This is a genomic window from Metabacillus lacus (assembly GCF_009674805.1).
Classification (GTDB): domain Bacteria; phylum Bacillota; class Bacilli; order Bacillales; family Bacillaceae; genus Metabacillus_C; species Metabacillus_C lacus.
In genome coordinates, this window is record NZ_WKKI01000006.1 from 69,024 (window position 1) to 87,884 (window position 18,861).

Consider the following 18,861-nt stretch of genomic DNA (forward strand, 5'->3'; position numbering starts at 1 on the left):
ACCTGGGGAAGGAAGTTCTCAAAATCCTTAATATCCCCGAATATGCTGCATGACTTGCAGTGACAAGTGAGAATGACTAAATACTTACGTTGTTCATATTTCATGGCTTCTTTCTCTTCTTTTGCACAAGAAACCTCAATACCACAATTCATTCTTTCAATTTCAATTTTCCGGATATTTCGATACAATGTAGGAAGGTTGAAATCGGAGGGACTATTATGGAAAAGAAAAGAATAGCTGAACTTGATATCATCAGGGGGTTTGCCCTATTTGGTATACTTCTTGTAAATATGAAATCATTCAGCTATCCAGGCCTGGAAACGATGATGCTTCCGGGAACGTTTTGGACTGATCATATCAGTATCATCACAGAAAAACTCATCGGAATATTCGCACAGGCCAATTTTTATACACTGTTTTCATTTCTTTTTGGCTTGGGAACAATGATTTTGATAAAGAATGCAAGGAGCCGTATTGAATCCTTTCTGGTCATGATTGTCCGCAGGCTTCTCGTTTTACTGGCTTTTGGTGTCTTTCACGCCTTTTTTATATGGAGCGGGGATATACTGATTACATATGCACTATTGGGTTTTATACTGCTGCTGTTTCATAAAGCTTCTCCGAAAGTATTATCCATTACAGCTTTACTGCTCATGATGGTTCCAGGCATTTTGTTTTTCTTCCTTTTACAGGCTGTGTCTTTGCTGGAGCCGGAAGCAGGGACATCTGTATTACTTTATGATGAAGCTGCTGTTGAAACCGCACTTGCTGTGTACCAATCTGGAACATATAGTGAAATCTTCCAGCACAGACTGGGAGAATGGCAGTTGGTCAATAACGCTGCTAATGCTCCATTTTTATTTATTGCAGTATTTCCTATGTTTCTTCTTGGAGCAGCACTCGGTAAATCAGATCTGCTGCTACAAGTGAAAGAGAAGGCAGCTCTTTTTAAGTTGTGGATGATGATTGCTCTCATCGTCGGACTTCCACTTAAAATCATTCCATACTGGGGAGATATGGAATATTCCTACTTATTTTTAGGAGAACAGATAGGCGGGCCTGCAATGGCGATATTTTATTTCTTTGCTATCTTGCTTTTATGCCAGCAGCCCTTCTTTAAGAGGATCTTAACTCCGCTTGGAAATGTGGGAAGAATGTCTATTACAAATTATCTTACGCAGTCGGTAATCTGCACAATGATTTTTTACAGCTACGGATTAGGGCTTTACGGGTCACTGGGGCCAATTTGGACAGTACTGCTTGCAGCTGTCATATTTACCATTCAAATCTTTTTAAGCAGATTATGGCTTCAAACATTCCAATATGGTCCTGTCGAATGGATATGGCGGCAGCTGACTTATTGGAGAAAGTTGCCCATAAAAAGGAACAAACCTGTGTACAGGAAATTATAATGAGCAAGAGGTGATGCCAAGATGTATTATGTGGTGATTGATATCGGGTGCTCAGATTGCGGCGAGAGTTCAAACGTAGTGGGAATCTTTACAGATGAAGAACTTGCAAGAGAGGCACTGAAAAACTATAAAATTCAACACAATTTAGATAAATATGGATATGATCATGAATTTGAAATATATAAAATACAAAAGCTGGATACTATACAGCATAATGGCTTGGAAAATCTGATTTATACCAGCAGCGAAGGTGAATAACAAAGTGCTTAAGAAATACAAATACTAATATCGGAAAATAAAAGAGAGTACAGCAGAACCCCGTACTCTCTAGGTCATATGTTTTTGTATAATACTAACATGACATCTCCCTAATTCGTATGCATTGCCATACTTTCTGCAATAGCATTCTTTAAAAGCTGAATATCTTTTTGTATCGCTTCTTTCAGGGAATGCTGCCTGCAAAGTTTATATTCTTTTTGTAACAGGCAAAGTTCTTTAATAAAATAGACGATTTCTTCTTTTTGAGGCATCATGGCGAATGTCTCCTTTCCTGAACTTCAGGAATGCCCTTTGTATAGGTCCTATTCCCTTTTGGAAGAATTTGAAACATAGATATAAATACCTAATTATCACATCAGACAGGCTTCCGCTTTATGAATTGTATGAGAGGGAGTATCTTTTTAGAATGAAAGGAAGATAGCAAATGGAAGAAAAATTTTGCAGAGATTCATTTACGGTGAAAACTAGTATCGTGCTGCCTCCTGATACGAATAATTACCGGACTTTGTTCGGAGGAAAATTAATGGCTTATATTGATGACGTAGCAGCCATTGCAGCCACAAGGCATGCCAGAAGCCAGGTTGTGACTGCCTCTACAGATTCTGTGGATTTTCTGCACCCTATCTATGAAGGGAATTCTGTTTGTTTAGAAGCTTTTGTTACATATACAGGACGTACTTCTATGGAGGTTTTTGTTAAGGTGATAGCCGAGGATATGCTCTCCGGGAACAGGAGTGTATGTGCCATATCATTTTTAACTATGGTGGCAGTGGACAAAAATATGAAGACGGTTGGAGTGCCAAGAGTTATCCCTCAATCAAGTATGGAAAAGTCCCTTAATGAAACTGGAAAGGACAGGGCAGCAGCAAGAAAAAGACGTAAACAGGAATTTGCCCAGATGGCTGAGCTTTATGGTACAGCTTTTCCTTGGTCTTAAGTACAGAAGGGGATGAAATGATGCCGGTTGAAACTTGGGAATGTAGAGAAGATGGCTACTATATAAGTACGAATAAAGATTTTTTAGATGTTTCAGTTATTCACTCGTTTTTATCTCAGCAGTCTTACTGGTTGAGAAATATTCATATTGACCTAGTTAAATCATCTATAGAACACTCATTCTGTTTTGGGGTTTACAAAGGAGATCCAAGATATGGAGGGACACAGGTCGGCTATGCCAGGGTAGTCACTGATTTTTCCTGGTACTCCTGGCTTGGTGACGTATTTATATTACCACAATATCGTTCAGAAGGACTTGGCAAGTGGCTGGTGGATACAATTACAAAACACCCGCAGCTGAAAGGGACAGGCTTTCATTTGGGTACACAGGATGCCCATGAGCTATACAAACAATTTGGCTTCGAATTAATAAAGAATCCGGAAAACAAAATGGCGCGGCCAAAAAATTGGCGAGCTGTTTATGAAGCATATGGTATCAGTGATGCAAAAATGCCGGAATGATGGACAGAGCTGACAGCCTGTCTTTTTTGAGTAAATTTAGGGCCGGCGGCAGCATTGCTATAGCCAATAAAATACTTCTTCAAGTAAGTTTGAAGAAGGAGAATTGTAGAATTTTATAGAATTATAAATAAAAACATCAAAAAGGTGAGAAACATGGGGATTACTGTTCTCGGCAGTTACAATGTAGATTTAATGAGTCGTTCACCTCATCTTCCTGCACCGGGCGAAACGGTTCTTGGTGGACCGTTTCAATTAGGGCCGGGCGGAAAGGGGTGCAATCAGGCTACTGCAGCAGCACGTCTGGGTTGTGCAGTAAGGTTTATGACAAAAGTGGGAAATGACTCATTTCGCGAGCTTGCTGAAAAGACTTTCCGCTCTGAAAACTTTCCCATTGAATATCTTCTGATTTCTGACAAGGGGCAAACAGGGTGCGCCTTGATCGTTGTTGATCAGGAAGGAGAAAACAGCATTGTAGTGGCACCGGGAGCTAATATGGATTACCTTCAGGAAGATATGGATGCTATTGAAGCTTCAGTTGCTGGATCTTCCCTGCTTCTGCTGCAATTAGAAATCAGCATGGAAGCAAATAAAAAAGCAATTGAGGTTGCTCAGGCCTATGATATACCAGTTCTTCTGAACCCCGCTCCATATAGAGATTTTGATAAAAGCCTTTTGAAGCATGTTACCTATTTGACGCCGAACGAAACTGAGGCAGAGAGCATGACGGGTATAAACTTGAGAATAGAGAGCGATTTTCTTGAAGCTGCGAAAGTTCTTTACGAAATGGGTGCGTCTCATGTGATGATCACGCTTGGCAAGAAGGGCTGTTATTTGTATTCAGGCGGGCAAGCAGGAGAGCTTCTCCCTGGATTTCAGGTGAAAGCTGTTGATACGGCTGGTGCAGGTGATTGCTTTAATGGAGCATTTGCAGCAGCAATTCTTGCTGGCAAATCTGTAAGTGAAGCAGCTCTTCAAGGAAATGCAGCAGCAGCACTATCTGTTACAAAAGTCGGCACTGCACCCTCCATGCCGAACAGTACTGAGCTTCAGGCATTTCTTGAAGTAATCAGGGGTTTTCAATGAAAAAACATCTTGGAAGCTTGGTAGCATTATCTGTCACGATCATCTGTATCTCGATTTGGAACTATATCTTTTATTATATTGAAAATAATCCGGTAAATTTAATGTGGGACATTCCCTATACGTTACTTATTTTTTCAGCAGCATGGTGGCTAGGTACTTATTATGACAGATCAAAAGTACTGATAGTAGAATTAGATAAGAGTAAGAAGCAGTACGCGGAACTTCTGAATGAAACACACTTAGTACTTAACAATATTCAGGATACGGTGTTTCAGACAGATGCAGAAGGAAAATTCACATACTTAAATCCTGCCTGGTATGCATTTACCGGATTCACTGTTGAAGAGAGCTTGTCAACGAGTTTTTATTATTATGTAAAAATGGACGAAAAAAAAGCTATAAGGAAATATGTAAGTCAGCAGATATCAGCTAAAAAAGAAGATTTTTCCTTTGAAGTCCGCTACAGAAAAAAAGACGGCGGTGATTTTTGGGGAGAGGTCCGCTGCAGGCTTTACTATCATAATGATGGGAGCATCAGAGGAAGCGTAGGAACAATTATTAATATAACAGAAAGAAAAACAGCGGAGGAAGAGCTGTTTGAGATTAATAGAGACTTGGCCATGCAGTCTCAAAAACTCGCGATTGCAGGGCAGCTGGCAGCCGGAATAGCGCATGAGGTGAGAAATCCCCTTACATCTGTCAATGGATTTCTGCAGCTGATGAGAAGTGAAAATCCTGCACATGAGCAGTATTTTGACATCATTTTTTCAGAAATTAAGAGAATTGATCTTGTTTTAAGTGAGATGCTGGTTTTGGCAAAGCCGCAATCTATTCAATTCCGAGCACATGATTTACATTTGATTCTTCAATCTGTATTAACATTGCTTCAATCCAATGCCAACATGTATAATATTATCCTTGAAAAAAATCTTCACGCTTTGAACAGCCTGATTTCATGTGATGAAAATCAGCTGAAGCAGGTGTTTATAAATTTAGTAAAAAATGCAATAGAGGCGATGCCGACAGGCGGAACACTGCGTTTAAAAACGGAGAACAGCGGAAGCAACATTGTAGTATCAATCATTGATCAGGGAGTAGGAATGACAGACAAGCAGTTGGCTCAGCTTGGTGAGCCTTTCTTTACAACAAAGGAAACAGGAACAGGACTTGGGCTGACAGTCTGTTTGAGGATTCTCCGTGATCACAGCGGGGATATAGATGTCAGAAGCGAACTGGGTAAAGGAACCACGTTTAACATAACGCTTCCGGTCTCCCCGAAGCCTCCATCTTCTGTGAAGTGACTAAAGCAGACTGACAACATACACTTGTTTGGCCTGCATATTATAAAGAATCTGCCAATCTCATACATAGAAAATTAAAAAAGCAGCATGACAAGAATGTTATGGAGGAGAATACTATGAAAAAGGAATTTGCAGTTATTGGATTAGGACGTTTTGGGGGCAGTGTTTGCCGAGCTTTAAGCGAAGAGGGAATGGAAGTCATGGCAATGGATACGGATGAAGATAAAGTCAACCAGTTTGCCAACACAGCTTCCCATGCAGTAGTGGGGGATTCTACAGATGAATCTGTATTAAAAAGCCTTGGCATCCGAAACTTTGATCATGTTATTGTGGCAATTGGTGACAATATACAGGCGAGCATTTTGACGACGCTCATCTTAAAGGAGCTCGGCGTTAAATATATCACAGTCAAAGCACAAAATGACTATCATGAAAAGGTGCTTTCCAAAATTGGGGCAGACCAGATTGTTCATCCAGAAAGGGATATGGGCCGCAGGATCGCACATAATATCATATCCAACAATGTGCTGGACTATCTTGAACTTTCGGATGAACACAGCATCGTAGAAATTGTCGCCAATGAAAAACTTGCCAAAAAGTCACTGATTGACTTGGATATTCGTGCAAAATACGGAATAAATATTGTCGCTATTAAGAGGGGAAGAGACATCATCGTATCGCCGCAGGCGGATGAAGAAATACTGATGCAAGATATTCTAATCGTAATAGGCGCAGATACAGATATAGACCGTTTCGAGAAAAAAGTGTTTGAAGGGTGACAAGAAAAGAGGAATCCAAGGAAAAGATTATCACGTTCTGCAGAAATGAAAAACTGTCCGGACATCTGAAAAGTTTCAGCCAGTTTACCAAACAGCAGTGCTATTTCACTTGTGAAAATAAATGCTAAAACTGATAATATAACAAAAAAACAAGCGTACAGAATCATAAGTGATTTTGTACGCTCATTTTATAAGTTCTCTCTCAAAACTGAACCCGAAAAAAATATCAGGTATTTATTTTTATAGTAACTGGGCTTGCTGAAGAGCTTCTTCTATCGAGTCAACCTTGTTGAGCAGGTATTTTTGGTCAAAGGTTTTCAAATAAAGAATTAAACCCGATAATACAACATCGTTTGGGGATTCCTTTAATGCTTCTTCACGAAGAGAGAGCAGGCTCCTTTGCAGTTTTTTACTGTCTTCAGGCAAAAAAGCTGTGGAATCAATTTCATCAATCTGCTGTATTGCCTTTTTAACAAGCTGCTTTCTGTTGCCAGCCTGTTTTTGCGGTTCATCTATGTAAGCCTGCTTCAACCTGCCTGAGTCGCCTGTTTCTTTGAAGCTAATAACTAAGTAATCCATTCTAACTAAAAAAAATTCTCCCAAGTCGTGAATATCTGCTGTCTTCTTTCCGACCAGTATAAAAAACATATATTCTCTTACCATGCCTTCAAGCATTGCAGCCAAATCAACCGAAAAAGGATGGATGCTTTCGCCATAAACATCTAAAAGCCGTTTAGTATACCAGCGGAATAAACGTTTACGCACACCTGCCACATACTGATAAATCTCCTGGTTAACTTTTGCAACCTGTTCTCTTGTCTGCATGATAACAAAATCCAATTTATTTGAAGCATCTACAAAAATAAAACTAAGCTGTTTTTCAAAACATTCTCTCGCTGACATCTGTTCTTTGTCCATTTCTTCTAAAGCAAGAAACAAATTTTCGTAATGGTGCTGGAATATTTCAAGTAACAGCTGTTCCTTAGAACCAAAATAATTATAAATTGAGCCCTTAGCCATGGATGCTTCATCTGCAATCTGCTGAATGGAAGTTTGGTAATAACCGCGCTCAGCAAAGCACTTCATGGCGCTCTTAATGATGAGTTTTTCTCTTTCCCTCAATTTCTACACAACCTTCAGTCAAATGTTCGGTAGAGCTGCTGTTTACACTCCTGGAGTGAAGCCATTTTATAAGTTTACTCTTAGCTGGACTAATTAATTCTGCATGAACACCTTTTTTCTTTAATCCCCTGACAAACTCGGAAAGCGAAGAAGATTTTAATTTTTCATCCATTGTCTCTACCTCTCTATTCTCAGCAGCCGTACAAGTATCTTGTCCAGGCTCAGCTCAATCTCATTCTCATGCTGACTGAATGGTCAGCCTATTTTCATTATAAATGTTGGCCGCCTTGAGGACAATACCCGGCATATAAAAACATAGCAGCGGGTAACAAATTAGGTTTGTAAGTGTCTTGATTCGTTAGTAGAGGACACCACGTTACAATGTATCTTTATGGAGGGTAACAAACGAAATTGATTTTAGGGTGCAGGAAATAAACAGAGATATTCCTGAAAAAATCAGTTTGGCGCCTATAGATATAAGGGATGATCTCCTAGTTAACCCATATAAATATTTTAAGCCTTAAAAAGTGAATGGCAGAATTTCTCCAATAAACTGCTTGAGCAGATTTCACAGCCGGTTTAAAGGGTCATTTTAAGTAGAAATATGATAATGCTCCAGGCAATATTCGATTGATTTTTGAAATTGACATAAAAATAAGCAGCCCAATCATGAATTGGACTGCTGGAAAATTTGCTGTTTCATATTGAATACCCAACCCGATAATAAGCCGAGTTACAGCTTTTTTTTCAGTAAGCTTTACGAATTTATCACACTTCCATAATGATCGGAAGGATCATTGGGCGGCGTTTCGTTTTTTCGTACAGGAAAGGTGAAAGGGTATCAGTAATTTCATTTTTAATTTCAGACCATTGAGTTGTGCGGCGTTCTATGACCCTTGTTAAGTGTTTGTTAATCAAATCCTGTGCATCATTAATTAAGTCGCCGGATTCTCTCATATAAACAAAGCCACGGGAGATGATGTCCGGCCCAGAAGAAATTTTAAATTCCTTCATATTGATGCTCACCACTACGATGACAAGGCCTTCTTCTGACAATATTCTTCTGTCGCGAAGGACTATGTTTCCGATATCGCCAATTCCGCTTCCATCAATATACACATTGCCGGATGGAATTTTACCGCTGACACTTGCTTCATCACTGCTGAGAGCAAGCACGTCACCATTGTCCATGATAAAGCAGTTTTCTTCTTCCACCCCACATGCTACTGCATGCTGAGCATGCATTTTCTGCATCCGGTATTCACCATGTATCGGCATGAAGAATTTTGGCTTCATTAAACGAAGCATCAGCTTTTGTTCTTCTTCGCCTCCGTGCCCCGATGTATGAATGTCACTTAGTTTGCCATGAATAACGTCTGCTCCGGCTCGAAACAGGGCATTGATAGTCCTGCTGACGCTGACAGTGTTTCCTGGAATAGGAGAAGAGGAGAAAACAACTGTATCGCCATGGATGATTTGGATTTGACGGTGAGTTCCGTTTGCTATCCGTGACAAAGCTGCCATTGGCTCTCCCTGGCTTCCCGTACAAAGAATCGTTACCTTGTTTGCAGGCAGACGGTTGATTTCATTCGCATCAACAAATGTTTCCTTTGGTGCGTGAATATAACCAAGATCTTGTCCAATATTGATAGCCGCTTCCATACTGCGGCCAAAGACTGCGACTTTTCTTCCGTGCATAACGGCAGCTTCGATAACCTGCTGAAGACGGTGAATGTTTGATGCGAAAGTAGCAAAAATTATTCTCCCGTCAACTTTTCGGAAGATTTCCTGTATGCTGTCGCCGACTCTTCTCTCAGACATAGTAAAATCAGGAATTTCACTATTTGTGCTGTCTGAAAGGAGACAAAGGACACCATCTTTACCAATCTCAGCCATTTTTGTAAGGTTTGCAGGCTCGCCTACAGGAGTGAAATCAAACTTAAAGTCACCGGTATGTACGATATTACCAGGAGGCGTTTTAACCATTACGCCGTAAGAGTCTGGTATACTGTGCGTTGTTCTGAAGAAAGTTACAGAAGTTTTTCTGAATTTAATCAAGTCATCCTCATGAATTTCAATCAGCCTTGTTTGGCGCAGTAGTCCATGCTCCTCAAGCTTGTTGCGAAGAAGTCCAAGAGCAAGCTTTCCGCCGTAAACTGGAATGTTTACCTGTCTGAGCAGATAAGGAATACCGCCAATATGGTCTTCATGGCCATGTGTGATAAATAAACCTTTAATCTTGTCTTCATTTTTAACAAGATAGGAATAATCCGGTATTACATAATCAATTCCAAGAAGCTCCTCTTCAGGAAATTTTATGCCGGCATCAATTAAAATGATTTCATCCTGAAATTGAACTCCGTAAGTATTTTTACCTATTTCGCCTAACCCGCCTAGCGCGAATACAGCGACTTGATCATTTTTCACAAATTTCATCAGCTATCATATCTCCAATACTTTGTAGTTTTCACTTTTTTGCTCGTACTCTAAAAAATTGCCTGTTACAGGCTGAACAAACTCTATGTTATATGGTTTATCCTTTAATTTAATGCGGACATCCTTTTCAGCTTCCGCTTCTACATACAATGTTTGCGTTCTTTCACGTACGGGAACTTCAAGAACACTTTCCTGATAATATACTTTAAATATCATTGCCAATTCTCTCCTTAACTGCCGAATGTTAGACTAACTTTGTTCTATTATATTCTATTCTAAGCTTGAAGCCAACCTAAAGGGCAAAGTGTGCAGTAAGAAGGCTGTTTTACAATATGAAAAACAGTCCGGCTTATGTTAGCTGCCAGACCAGATTGTATTGTGTAAATCATTTCCGGCATGTTGTCAGCTTGCGTCTTTATGCAATCGATTTCCGTTTCAGGAAGTCTTTCCACTGTTTCTGGATTCTTTTCTTCAGCCGCTTGAGCATATACATCACTCCTTTGCTATCTTGTCCAAGAGGTGAGAGGCGTTCTATATCTATTTCCATACTATTATATGGATTTCCTTTCATTGTTATCATGGTTACATGTGGTAAATTTATGAAGTTAACTAAGCGATGCCTGCTCTTTGGTTGTAAGCACCTTGTCTGGTATACTGTAGAAGACATTACTGCTTTATAAAATACATGAATAAAGGAGCGGAATCATGAAGGATAAAATTATTTTCTTTGATATAGACGGAACGCTGCTTGATCACGACAAAAACATTCCTGAATCTACAAGAACAGCTGTGCAGGATTTAAAAAAAGCCGGACACCATGTAGCCATTTCCACGGGAAGAGCTCCATTTATGTTTGAAGATCTGCGCGAAGAGCTTGGAATCGATTCCTTCATTTCTTTTAATGGACAGTTTGTTGTCTTTGAAGGGGATGTTATCTACAAAAACCCTTTGAACACAGAAACTCTTCAAAAAGTATTGAAATTCTCAGAAGAAACGGACCATGCACTTGTTTTTATGTCTGACAAAGAGATGATGGCAACCAAGGAAAATCATCCATACATACATCAAAGCATGGGCAGCTTAAAATTTGCCCACCCAGGCTTAAACCCAGAGTTTTATAAACAAAATGAAATATACCAGACGCTTCTTTTCTGCAAGGAAGGAGAAGAAGAGAAATACGCCCATTTTGAGGATTTAAACTTTATTAGATGGCATGAATACTCTACAGATATTCTTCCTTACGGAGGATCAAAGGCAGAAGGAATTAAAAAACTTCTGGAACGTCTTGGCCGCGAAAAGGAAGATATTTATGCCTTCGGGGACGGTTTGAATGACCTTGAAATGATTCGCTTTGCAGGTCATGGAGTTGCAATGGGTAATGCTGTACCAGCTCTGAAGGAAATTGCTGACTTTGTAACAAAGCCAGTAGATGAGGGCGGGATAGAGTATGCAGTGAAGGAGCTTGGGCTTCTTCCATAAAAAAGACACGGGGAGACCCGTGTCTTTTAACAGTTTCTGTTCACCTTTCAACCGGCGTCGCCTGCTCCGGCTGTGCGAACGGTTCTTCTTCATTGATATGATCGTAGAACATGACGCCGTTTAGGTGGTCAATTTCATGTTGAAAGACGATCGAGAGAAGTCCCTTTAAGCGAAGCTCTACAGGGTTTCCATCAATGTCAGCTGCTTTTACTCTGATCCGCGCATTTCTTGGAACGAAACCTGGAACTGAACGGTCTACTGACAGGCATCCTTCTCCTGAAGTAAGGTAACTTTTTTCAACTGAATGGCTGATGATTTTTGGATTATAAAGTGCATATGTATGCTGCTTACCTTGTTCATCCATCGTGTGAATGGCGATCATTCTTTTTTTTACATTTATCTGGGGAGCTGCGAGTCCTATGCCGGGACGGAGTCCATACTTTTCAGCCAATTCGGGATCCTGGCTGTTTTGTAAGTAATCAAGCATTTGCTTTAAGGTATCGTTATCTTCTGCTGATGGAGGAAGAGGTACCTCCGATGCTGGTTCTCTCAGGGCAGGATGTCCTTCCCTTACAATATCTTCCATTGTGATCATTTCGTTCACTCCTTAAAAAACTCCTGGCAATTAGTTTAAATTATATAGCAAGAAAAAGAAAACTGAAAGGATATGCCCTGTAAAAGTTCACTGGGCTGAATTCCGGTCTTATATGTAAGGTATGCCTGCAGAAAGCAGGCAATAACCTAATTAGGACTATTTATGTTAGCAGATGAAAGCTGCACCCACAATTACAAGCAAGATGAAAAGTACTACGATCAAAGCGAAAGTACGTCCTGCTCCAAAAGCACCGCCAACTGCTCCGCCATATCCATAAGAAGGATAACAGCAGCCATATCCATATCCATATCCGTACATGTAAATGACCTCCTTGAAAATTTATACGCCCTCTTGGTAGTGCATTTGCCTGAGCGTTTACTTTACTTTATGTAATTGCGGCAAAAGTGTTTAGACTTTAGCCTAGTTAGGGAATTCTTTTTTTGGGGTACAAGACTAATTAGAGGAAGAACTGCTATACATAGTGGAACTGATACATATGAAGATTTTTGTCGAACAAAATAGTTGATTTGTATGTGTTGTAAAAAGTCTAATTACTATTTATAGTAGTAATGTTACTTAAGGGGGGAAACCAGAGATGAAAAAGAGAACTTACAGCAGCTTAGTTTCTATGCTGCTGGCAATGATCATCCTTGCTGGGTGTTCCGGGACATCCCCGGCAGAAAATATCTATAATACACTGGAGAAAGTTGTTTCGCTTGAAGACACTTTCAAAGAACAGCAAGAACCGCTTTACGAGCTGGAGAGACAGGAAAATGAACTGTACAATCAAATAATTTCACTGGGTATGAAAGAATATGATGAAATTGTGTCCCTGTCTCAAGAAGCTGCTGGTCTTGTAGAGGAAAGGGAAGAAAGAATCACGCAAGAAAATGAAAGCATTCAGGAAGGCCGGCAGGAATTCGAAAAGATTAATGATGAAATTGAAAAAATGGAAGATGGCGATGCTAAAAACAAAGCGATTGAACTTCGGGATGTGATGACAGAACGCTATCAGTCCTATGATCAGCTTCATCAAAACTATACACAGGCCATTTCCCAGGATAAGCAATTGTACACCCTTCTCCAAAATGAAGACCTTAAATTGGATGAACTTGAAGGGCAGATCAGCCAGATTAATGAAAGCTATGAAAAAGTGATTGAGGAAAACAAACGATTTAATGAATTTACAGATCAATACAATCAGACAAAAAAGGAATTCTACGAGGCGGCAGGCCTGGAAGTGAATGAAGCATAAATATGAGCGGCCGGCTTTCAGCCTCGCCGTTTTTTTGTATGATGGCATCCTTCCTGCTGTAATCGTTTAGCATAGTGATTGAAATTCCACACACGTTAGTTGCTGCCTTTTTGGCTGTTATGCTGCTGCAAAAACACAAGAGGAACTTCATAAATTGTGCAAGTATGTATCTGTATTAATTTATATAATACAGCACCAGTTGAGTAACTATAACAGTTTAAAGTTCATCCATTTTATAACAGTTTTTCAAGGATTTTATTCCTTTTTTTCTGAACAAAACATAAGGATTGACGGAAATAAATCCAATAGTGTAAACTAATCACTGTTATGATTAATTGTATTAATTTGAACTGTGGTTAAATTAATACAGTTTTTAAATACATGAGGAAACATACATATCATTGCAAGTATTTAAACAAACTACAAAGTGGCAGGCATAATAGGAATCTTATTTATGTGTCTTGGTGTCCTTTTTGGGGTAACCTAATGCTGTGTATGTCTGGAATTCTCTAAATATTTATTTGAAATCGAAAGGAAGAGGTGACTTAGATGGCTGCAAAGACTCAAAAGGCAGTTGTTGATAGCAAAAAGCAATTTGACGCAATTGCAAAGCAGTTTGAAATGCTGCAAGTTCTTAATGAAAAAGGCGAGGTAGTAAATGAAGCTGCGATGCCTGAATTATCTGACGATCAATTAAAAGAATTAATGAAAAGAATGGTGTATACCCGCATATTGGATCAGCGTTCTATTTCTTTAAACCGTCAAGGCCGCTTAGGTTTCTATGCACCTACAGCAGGGCAGGAAGCTTCTCAGCTTGCTTCTCAATTTGCTCTGGAAAAAGAAGATTTCATCCTTCCGGGATACCGCGATGTGCCTCAGTTAATATGGCATGGTCTTCCTCTGCATCAAGCGTTCCTATTTTCTCGTGGACATTTCCGCGGAAACCAGATGCCTGAGGAACTGAATGCATTGTCTCCGCAAATTATTATCGGTGCTCAAATTATCCAGGCTGCCGGTGTAGCTCTTGGTTTAAAGAAAAAAGGAAAAAATGCAGTTGCAATTACCTACACTGGAGACGGTGGAGCATCTCAAGGGGACTTCTATGAAGGAATTAACTTTGCGGGTGCATATAAAGCTCCTGCAATCTTTGTTGTCCAGAACAACCGTTATGCTATCTCCACTCCTGTTGAAAAACAGTCTGCTGCAACGACAATTGCACAAAAAGCTGCTGCTGCAGGTATTGTTGGTATTCAAGTTGACGGTATGGATCCGCTTGCTGTTTATGCTGCAGTTCGAGAAGCGCGTGAACGTGCAGTAAATGGTGAAGGCCCTACATTGATTGAAACTCTTACGTTCCGTTACGGACCGCATACAATGGCAGGGGATGACCCGACACGTTACCGTACGAAAGAAATGGAAAACGACTGGGAACTAAAAGACCCTCTTGTACGCTTCCGCAGTTTCCTTGAGAGCAAAGGGTTGTGGAGCGAAGAAGATGAAAACAGCGTGATTGAACAGGCGAAAGAAGACATCAAAAACGCGATTAAAAAGGCTGACGAAGAGCCAAAGCAAAAAGTAACAGATTTAATGGAAATTATGTATGAAGAGTTGCCAAATAACCTTCAAGAGCAGTATGAAATTTACAAAGAGAAGGAGTCGAAGTAAGCCATGGCGCAAATGACAATGATTCAAGCAATCACTGATGCGTTACGCACAGAATTAAAGAATGACGAAAACGTCTTAGTATTCGGAGAAGACGTTGGAGTTAACGGCGGTGTGTTCCGTGCTACAGAAGGATTGCAGAAAGAATTCGGGGAAGATCGTGTGTTTGATACCCCGCTTGCTGAATCTGGTATTGGCGGGCTTGCTATCGGTCTGGGCTTAACTGGATTCCGCCCTGTAATGGAAATCCAATTCTTTGGGTTCGTTTACGAAGTAATGGACTCTGTTTCAGGACAAATGGCTCGTATGAGATACCGTTCTGGCGGACGCTGGACTTCTCCAGTAACAATTCGTTCTCCTTTCGGTGGAGGTGTACATACACCTGAGCTTCATGCTGACAGCCTTGAAGGATTAATGGCACAGCAGCCTGGATTGAAAGTTGTAATTCCTTCTACACCGTACGATGCAAAGGGTCTATTGATTTCTGCAATTCGTGATAACGATCCTGTTGTTTATCTTGAGCATATGAAACTTTACCGTTCTTTCCGTCAGGAAGTACCTGAAGAGGAATACACAATTGAACTAGGCAAAGCAGATGTTAAGCGCGAAGGAAGCGATATTTCCATCATCACTTACGGTGCAATGGTTCATGAATCACTAAAAGCAGCGGAAGAGCTTGAAAAAGAAGGAATTTCTGCAGAAGTAGTGGATTTGCGTACAGTTCAGCCGCTTGATCTTGAAACTATTATTGCTTCAGTTGAAAAAACTGGACGTGCTATTGTTGTTCAAGAAGCTCAAAAGCAAGCGGGCATCGCTGCAAACGTTGTTGCAGAAATCAATGACCGTGCAATCTTAAGCCTTGAAGCACCTGTATTGCGTGTGACTGCGCCTGATACGGTATTTGCTTTCTCTCAAGCTGAGAGCGTGTGGCTTCCTAACTTTAAAGACGTAATTGAAACAGCTAAAAAAGTACTAAGCTTCTAAGTAAAACATTGAAGAGAAATCAGGGGATTCTGATTTCTTTTCTTACTGATAAACAAAAATCTGGGAGGTAGTTAAACGTGTCATTTGAATTCAAACTGCCGGATATCGGCGAGGGTATCCACGAAGGTGAAATCGTAAAGTGGTTCGTAAAGCCGGGCGATGAAGTAAATGAAGATGATGTACTTGCAGAAGTGCAGAACGATAAAGCTGTAGTTGAAATTCCTTCTCCTGTAAAAGGAAAAGTAACTGAACTGAATGTTGATGAAGGAACAGTAGCAACAGTAGGTCAGACAATTATCACATTTGATGCTCCTGGCTATGAGGATCTTAAGTTCAAGGGAGATCATGAAGACGAAGCTCCTAAGAAGGAAGAGCCTAAAGGTGATGCAAAAACAGAAGCACAGGTTCAATCCACTATGGAAGCAGGACAAGATATTTCAAAGGCTGTAACTTCAGAAGACGATCAAGTTCCTGCTACAGGTGCAGGCACACAGGATCAAGTTGAAGTTGATCCTAACAAACGAGTAATTGCGATGCCGTCAGTACGCAAATATGCACGTGAAAAGGGTATTGAAATTCGTCAGGTTTCAGGTTCCGGCAAAAACGGGCGCGTTCTGAAAGAAGATATTGATTCGTTCGTTTCAGGCGGAGCACAGACTGCTCCTCAAGAGGCACCTTCAACAGATGCACCTCAAACTGAAGTTGCAACAGAAGGAAAAGAGGAAAAAGCACCTGCAGCAGCTGCTACAGCAGTTCCGGAAGGTGAATTCCCTGAAACTCGTGAAAAAATGAGCGGAATCCGCAAGGCAATTGCAAAAGCTATGGTAAACTCTAAGCATACAGCTCCTCATGTTACATTAATGGACGAAGTAGATGTAACAGAGCTTGTAGCACACCGCAAAAAATTCAAAGGTGTTGCAGCAGACCAGGGTATTAAGTTAACATATTTACCGTACGTAGTGAAAGCTCTTACATCAGCGCTTAAAAAGTACCCTGTATTGAATACATCACTTGATGATAAAACAGACGAAATTGTTCAAAAGCATTATTATAACATCGGTATCGCTGCTGATACTGAAAAAGGCTTATTGGTGCCAGTCGTGAAAAATGCTGAACGCAAATCTGTTTTCACTATCTCTGATGAAATCAATGGACTTGCTGTAAAAGCGCGCGAAGGCAAGCTTGCTCCTGCTGAAATGAAGGGCGCTTCTTGCACAATCACTAATATTGGTTCAGCTGGCGGACAGTGGTTTACTCCAGTTATCAACCACCCTGAAGTTGCAATTCTTGGTATCGGCCGCATTGCTGAAAAACCGGTTGTGCGTGACGGTGAGATTGTTGTTGCACCAGTTCTGGCGTTATCGCTAAGCTTTGATCACCGCATGATTGATGGAGCAACGGCTCAGAATGCATTAAACCACATCAAGCGTTTACTGAACGATCCACAATTAATTTTAATGGAGGCGTAAACAGATGGTAGTAGGAGATTTCCCTATTGAAACTGACACTCTTGTCATCGGTGCGGGACCTGGCGGCTATGTAGCTGCCATCCGCGCTGCTCAGCTAGGACAAAAAGTAACAATCGTAGAAAAAGGCACTCTTGGCGGTGTCTGCCTTAACGTTGGATGTATTCCTTCCAAGGCACTTATTTCCGCAGCACACCGTTATGAAACAGCACAGCATTCTGAAGATATGGGTATCTCTGCTGAGAATGTCACTGTTGACTTTTCTAAGGTTCAAGAATGGAAAGCTGGAGTTGTTAAAAAACTTACTGGCGGTGTAGAAGGTCTTTTAAAAGGCAACAAAGTTGAAATTGTCAGAGGCGAAGCTTACTTCGTAGATAATGAAACTGTACGTGTGATGGATGAGAATTCAGCTCAAACTTATAAGTTTAAAAATGCAATTATTGCGACTGGATCACGTCCGATTGAACTTCCTGCCTTTAAATATTCTGAGCGCGTACTAGATTCCACAGGTGCACTTAGCTTAAAGGATATTCCTAAAAAGCTGGTTGTCATTGGTGGAGGCTACGTTGGTACAGAGCTGGGTACTGCTTATGCTAACTTCGGCACAGAGGTTGTGATTCTTGAAGCAGCTGACGAAATTCTTGCTGGTTTTGAAAAGCAAATGAGCTCACTCGTAAAGCGTAATCTTAAGAAAAAAGGCAATGTAGAAATCTTCACTAAAGCAATGGCTAAAAGTGTAGAAGAAACTGAAGCTGGAATTCAGGTTACTTTTGAAGTGAAAGGCGAGGAGAAGTCAGTTGAGGCTGATTATGTTCTTGTCACTGTTGGACGCCGTCCAAACACTGATGAACTTGGTCTTGAGCAGGTTGGCGTTGAAATGACAGACCGCGGTATTATTAAGATTGACAAACAATGCCGTACAAATGTATCCAACATCTTTGCAATCGGTGATATCGTTGAGGGCCCTCCTTTGGCTCATAAAGCTTCTTACGAAGGTAAAGTGGCTGCTGAAGTAATTGGCGGAGAACATGCAGAAATTGACTATTTGGGAATTCCTGCTGTTGTATTCTCTGAGCCTGAACTTGCAACTGTCGGGTATACAGAAGCACAGGCAAAAGAAGAAGGTCTTGACATTACTGCTGCTAAGTTCCCGTTTGCAGCAAACGGCCGTGCATTGGCACTGAACAATACAGACGGATTCTTAAAGCTTGTAACGCGTAAAGAAGATGGATTGGTTATTGGTGCTCAAATTGCAGGACCAAGCGCATCTGATATGATTGCTGAGCTTGGTTTGGCAATTGAAGCGGGCATGACTGCTGCTGACATTGCAATGACAATTCATGCTCATCCAACTCTTGGTGAAATTACAATGGAAGCAGCGGAAGTTGCAATTGGAAGTCCAATTCACATTGTAAAATAATAGAGTCATTAAGTTAAAAAAACCCGGCCGTCCATTTGGACAGACCGGGTTTTTTTGTGCTCTATTGGAGATAAAGGGCTAAGTTTATCTTCAGCGTGCTGAGTGCCGTTTATGATTTAACAAAGGGGGT

The 18,861-nt window shown here is 40.7% G+C and carries 20 protein-coding genes; 13 read left to right on the plus strand and 7 right to left on the minus strand.

Translation table 11 applies throughout. The features are described from left to right. Positions 1-218: 218 nt before the first annotated feature. Positions 219-1,412, plus strand: coding sequence for a DUF418 domain-containing protein (locus GJU40_RS05660; protein ID WP_154306780.1), 1,194 nt, complete (start codon positions 219-221; stop codon positions 1,410-1,412). Between the two features lie 21 nt (positions 1,413-1,433). Further along, entirely contained in the window at positions 1,434-1,670 is a 237-nt protein-coding gene (locus GJU40_RS05665; RefSeq protein WP_154306781.1) for a DUF7336 domain-containing protein, read from the plus strand. Positions 1,671-1,780: 110 nt separating this feature from the next. Here GJU40_RS05665 and GJU40_RS05670 read toward each other — a convergent pair whose 3' ends face one another. After that, complete coding sequence (locus GJU40_RS05670) at positions 1,781-1,945, minus strand: hypothetical protein (protein ID WP_154306782.1); 165 nt, start codon at positions 1,943-1,945, stop codon at positions 1,781-1,783. A 170-nt stretch (positions 1,946-2,115) separates the two neighbouring features. Between GJU40_RS05670 and GJU40_RS05675 the strand changes: the two genes are divergently transcribed. The 5 genes from GJU40_RS05675 (at position 2,116) to GJU40_RS05695 (ending at position 6,312) form a co-directional block, all read left to right on the plus strand. Continuing rightward, a complete protein-coding gene (locus GJU40_RS05675) occupies positions 2,116-2,628 on the plus strand; it encodes an acyl-CoA thioesterase (protein WP_154306783.1) in 513 nt (170 codons plus the stop codon). A gap of 17 nt (positions 2,629-2,645) precedes the next feature. Beyond that, positions 2,646-3,149, plus strand: coding sequence for a GNAT family N-acetyltransferase (locus GJU40_RS05680; protein WP_246188279.1), 504 nt, complete (start codon positions 2,646-2,648; stop codon positions 3,147-3,149). A 153-nt stretch (positions 3,150-3,302) separates the two neighbouring features. Beyond that, positions 3,303-4,232, plus strand: a complete 930-nt coding sequence (gene rbsK / locus GJU40_RS05685) for a ribokinase (protein ID WP_154306784.1) — start codon at positions 3,303-3,305, stop codon at positions 4,230-4,232. Beyond that, positions 4,229-5,533: an ATP-binding protein gene (locus GJU40_RS05690; RefSeq protein ID WP_154306785.1), complete on the plus strand. Its 1,305-nt coding sequence runs from the start codon at positions 4,229-4,231 to the stop codon at positions 5,531-5,533. Before rbsK ends, GJU40_RS05690 begins: the two co-directional genes overlap by 4 nt. 116 nt (positions 5,534-5,649) lie before the next feature. Next, the gene (locus GJU40_RS05695; RefSeq protein ID WP_154306786.1) at positions 5,650-6,312 is read left to right on the plus strand and encodes a potassium channel family protein; all 663 of its coding nucleotides are present in this window, start codon (positions 5,650-5,652) and stop codon (positions 6,310-6,312) included. 240 nt (positions 6,313-6,552) lie between these two features. On the opposite strand, the gene GJU40_RS05700 is transcribed toward GJU40_RS05695, so the two are convergent. The 4 genes from GJU40_RS05700 to GJU40_RS05715 all read right to left on the minus strand — a co-directional run bounded on the left by GJU40_RS05700 (position 6,553) and on the right by GJU40_RS05715 (position 10,086). Continuing rightward, positions 6,553-7,434 carry a TetR/AcrR family transcriptional regulator gene (locus GJU40_RS05700; RefSeq protein WP_170289339.1) on the minus strand — a complete coding sequence of 294 codons (882 nt, stop codon included), beginning with the start codon at positions 7,432-7,434 and terminating at the stop codon, positions 6,553-6,555. Continuing rightward, positions 7,406-7,606, minus strand: coding sequence for a hypothetical protein (locus GJU40_RS05705; RefSeq protein WP_154306788.1), 201 nt, complete (start codon positions 7,604-7,606; stop codon positions 7,406-7,408). The genes GJU40_RS05700 and GJU40_RS05705 overlap by 29 nt, the downstream gene beginning before the upstream one ends. A 596-nt stretch (positions 7,607-8,202) precedes the next feature. Continuing rightward, entirely contained in the window at positions 8,203-9,870 is a 1,668-nt protein-coding gene (gene rnjA / locus GJU40_RS05710) for a ribonuclease J1 (protein ID WP_154306789.1), read from the minus strand. Positions 9,871-9,876: 6 nt separating this feature from the next. Continuing rightward, positions 9,877-10,086 (minus strand): DNA-dependent RNA polymerase subunit epsilon, encoded by a 210-nt coding sequence (locus tag GJU40_RS05715; protein ID WP_154306790.1) that lies wholly within the window; start codon positions 10,084-10,086, stop codon positions 9,877-9,879. A 489-nt stretch (positions 10,087-10,575) separates the two neighbouring features. Between GJU40_RS05715 and GJU40_RS05720 the strand changes: the two genes are divergently transcribed. Continuing rightward, positions 10,576-11,349, plus strand: a complete 774-nt coding sequence (locus tag GJU40_RS05720) for a Cof-type HAD-IIB family hydrolase (RefSeq protein WP_154306791.1) — start codon at positions 10,576-10,578, stop codon at positions 11,347-11,349. 40 nt (positions 11,350-11,389) lie between these two features. Here the strand turns inward: GJU40_RS05720 and def are convergent, their stop codons facing one another. Together def and GJU40_RS05730 are read right to left on the minus strand one after the other, a co-directional pair. Further along, on the minus strand, positions 11,390-11,944 hold the full coding sequence (def, locus tag GJU40_RS05725; RefSeq protein WP_154306851.1) for a peptide deformylase: 555 nt from the start codon (positions 11,942-11,944) through the stop codon (positions 11,390-11,392). Positions 11,945-12,109: 165 nt separating this feature from the next. Continuing rightward, positions 12,110-12,262 carry a YjcZ family sporulation protein gene (locus GJU40_RS05730; RefSeq protein WP_154306792.1) on the minus strand — a complete coding sequence of 51 codons (153 nt, stop codon included), beginning with the start codon at positions 12,260-12,262 and terminating at the stop codon, positions 12,110-12,112. Between the two features lie 277 nt (positions 12,263-12,539). Here GJU40_RS05730 and GJU40_RS05735 point away from each other — a divergent pair, with 277 nt between their 5' ends. From GJU40_RS05735 to lpdA, 5 genes are all read left to right on the plus strand, one after another. Continuing rightward, positions 12,540-13,199 carry a YkyA family protein gene (locus tag GJU40_RS05735; protein ID WP_154306793.1) on the plus strand — a complete coding sequence of 220 codons (660 nt, stop codon included), beginning with the start codon at positions 12,540-12,542 and terminating at the stop codon, positions 13,197-13,199. Positions 13,200-13,748: 549 nt separating this feature from the next. Next, entirely contained in the window at positions 13,749-14,864 is a 1,116-nt protein-coding gene (pdhA, locus tag GJU40_RS05740; RefSeq protein WP_154306794.1) for a pyruvate dehydrogenase (acetyl-transferring) E1 component subunit alpha, read from the plus strand. A gap of 3 nt (positions 14,865-14,867) precedes the next feature. Continuing rightward, positions 14,868-15,845 (plus strand): pyruvate dehydrogenase complex E1 component subunit beta, encoded by a 978-nt coding sequence (gene pdhB / locus GJU40_RS05745; RefSeq protein WP_154306795.1) that lies wholly within the window; start codon positions 14,868-14,870, stop codon positions 15,843-15,845. A gap of 77 nt (positions 15,846-15,922) precedes the next feature. Further along, on the plus strand, positions 15,923-17,314 hold the full coding sequence (locus tag GJU40_RS05750) for a dihydrolipoamide acetyltransferase family protein (protein ID WP_343031419.1): 1,392 nt from the start codon (positions 15,923-15,925) through the stop codon (positions 17,312-17,314). 4 nt (positions 17,315-17,318) lie between these two features. Then, positions 17,319-18,731 (plus strand): dihydrolipoyl dehydrogenase, encoded by a 1,413-nt coding sequence (gene lpdA, locus GJU40_RS05755; RefSeq protein ID WP_154306796.1) that lies wholly within the window; start codon positions 17,319-17,321, stop codon positions 18,729-18,731. The last annotated feature ends 130 nt before the right edge of the window (positions 18,732-18,861 follow it).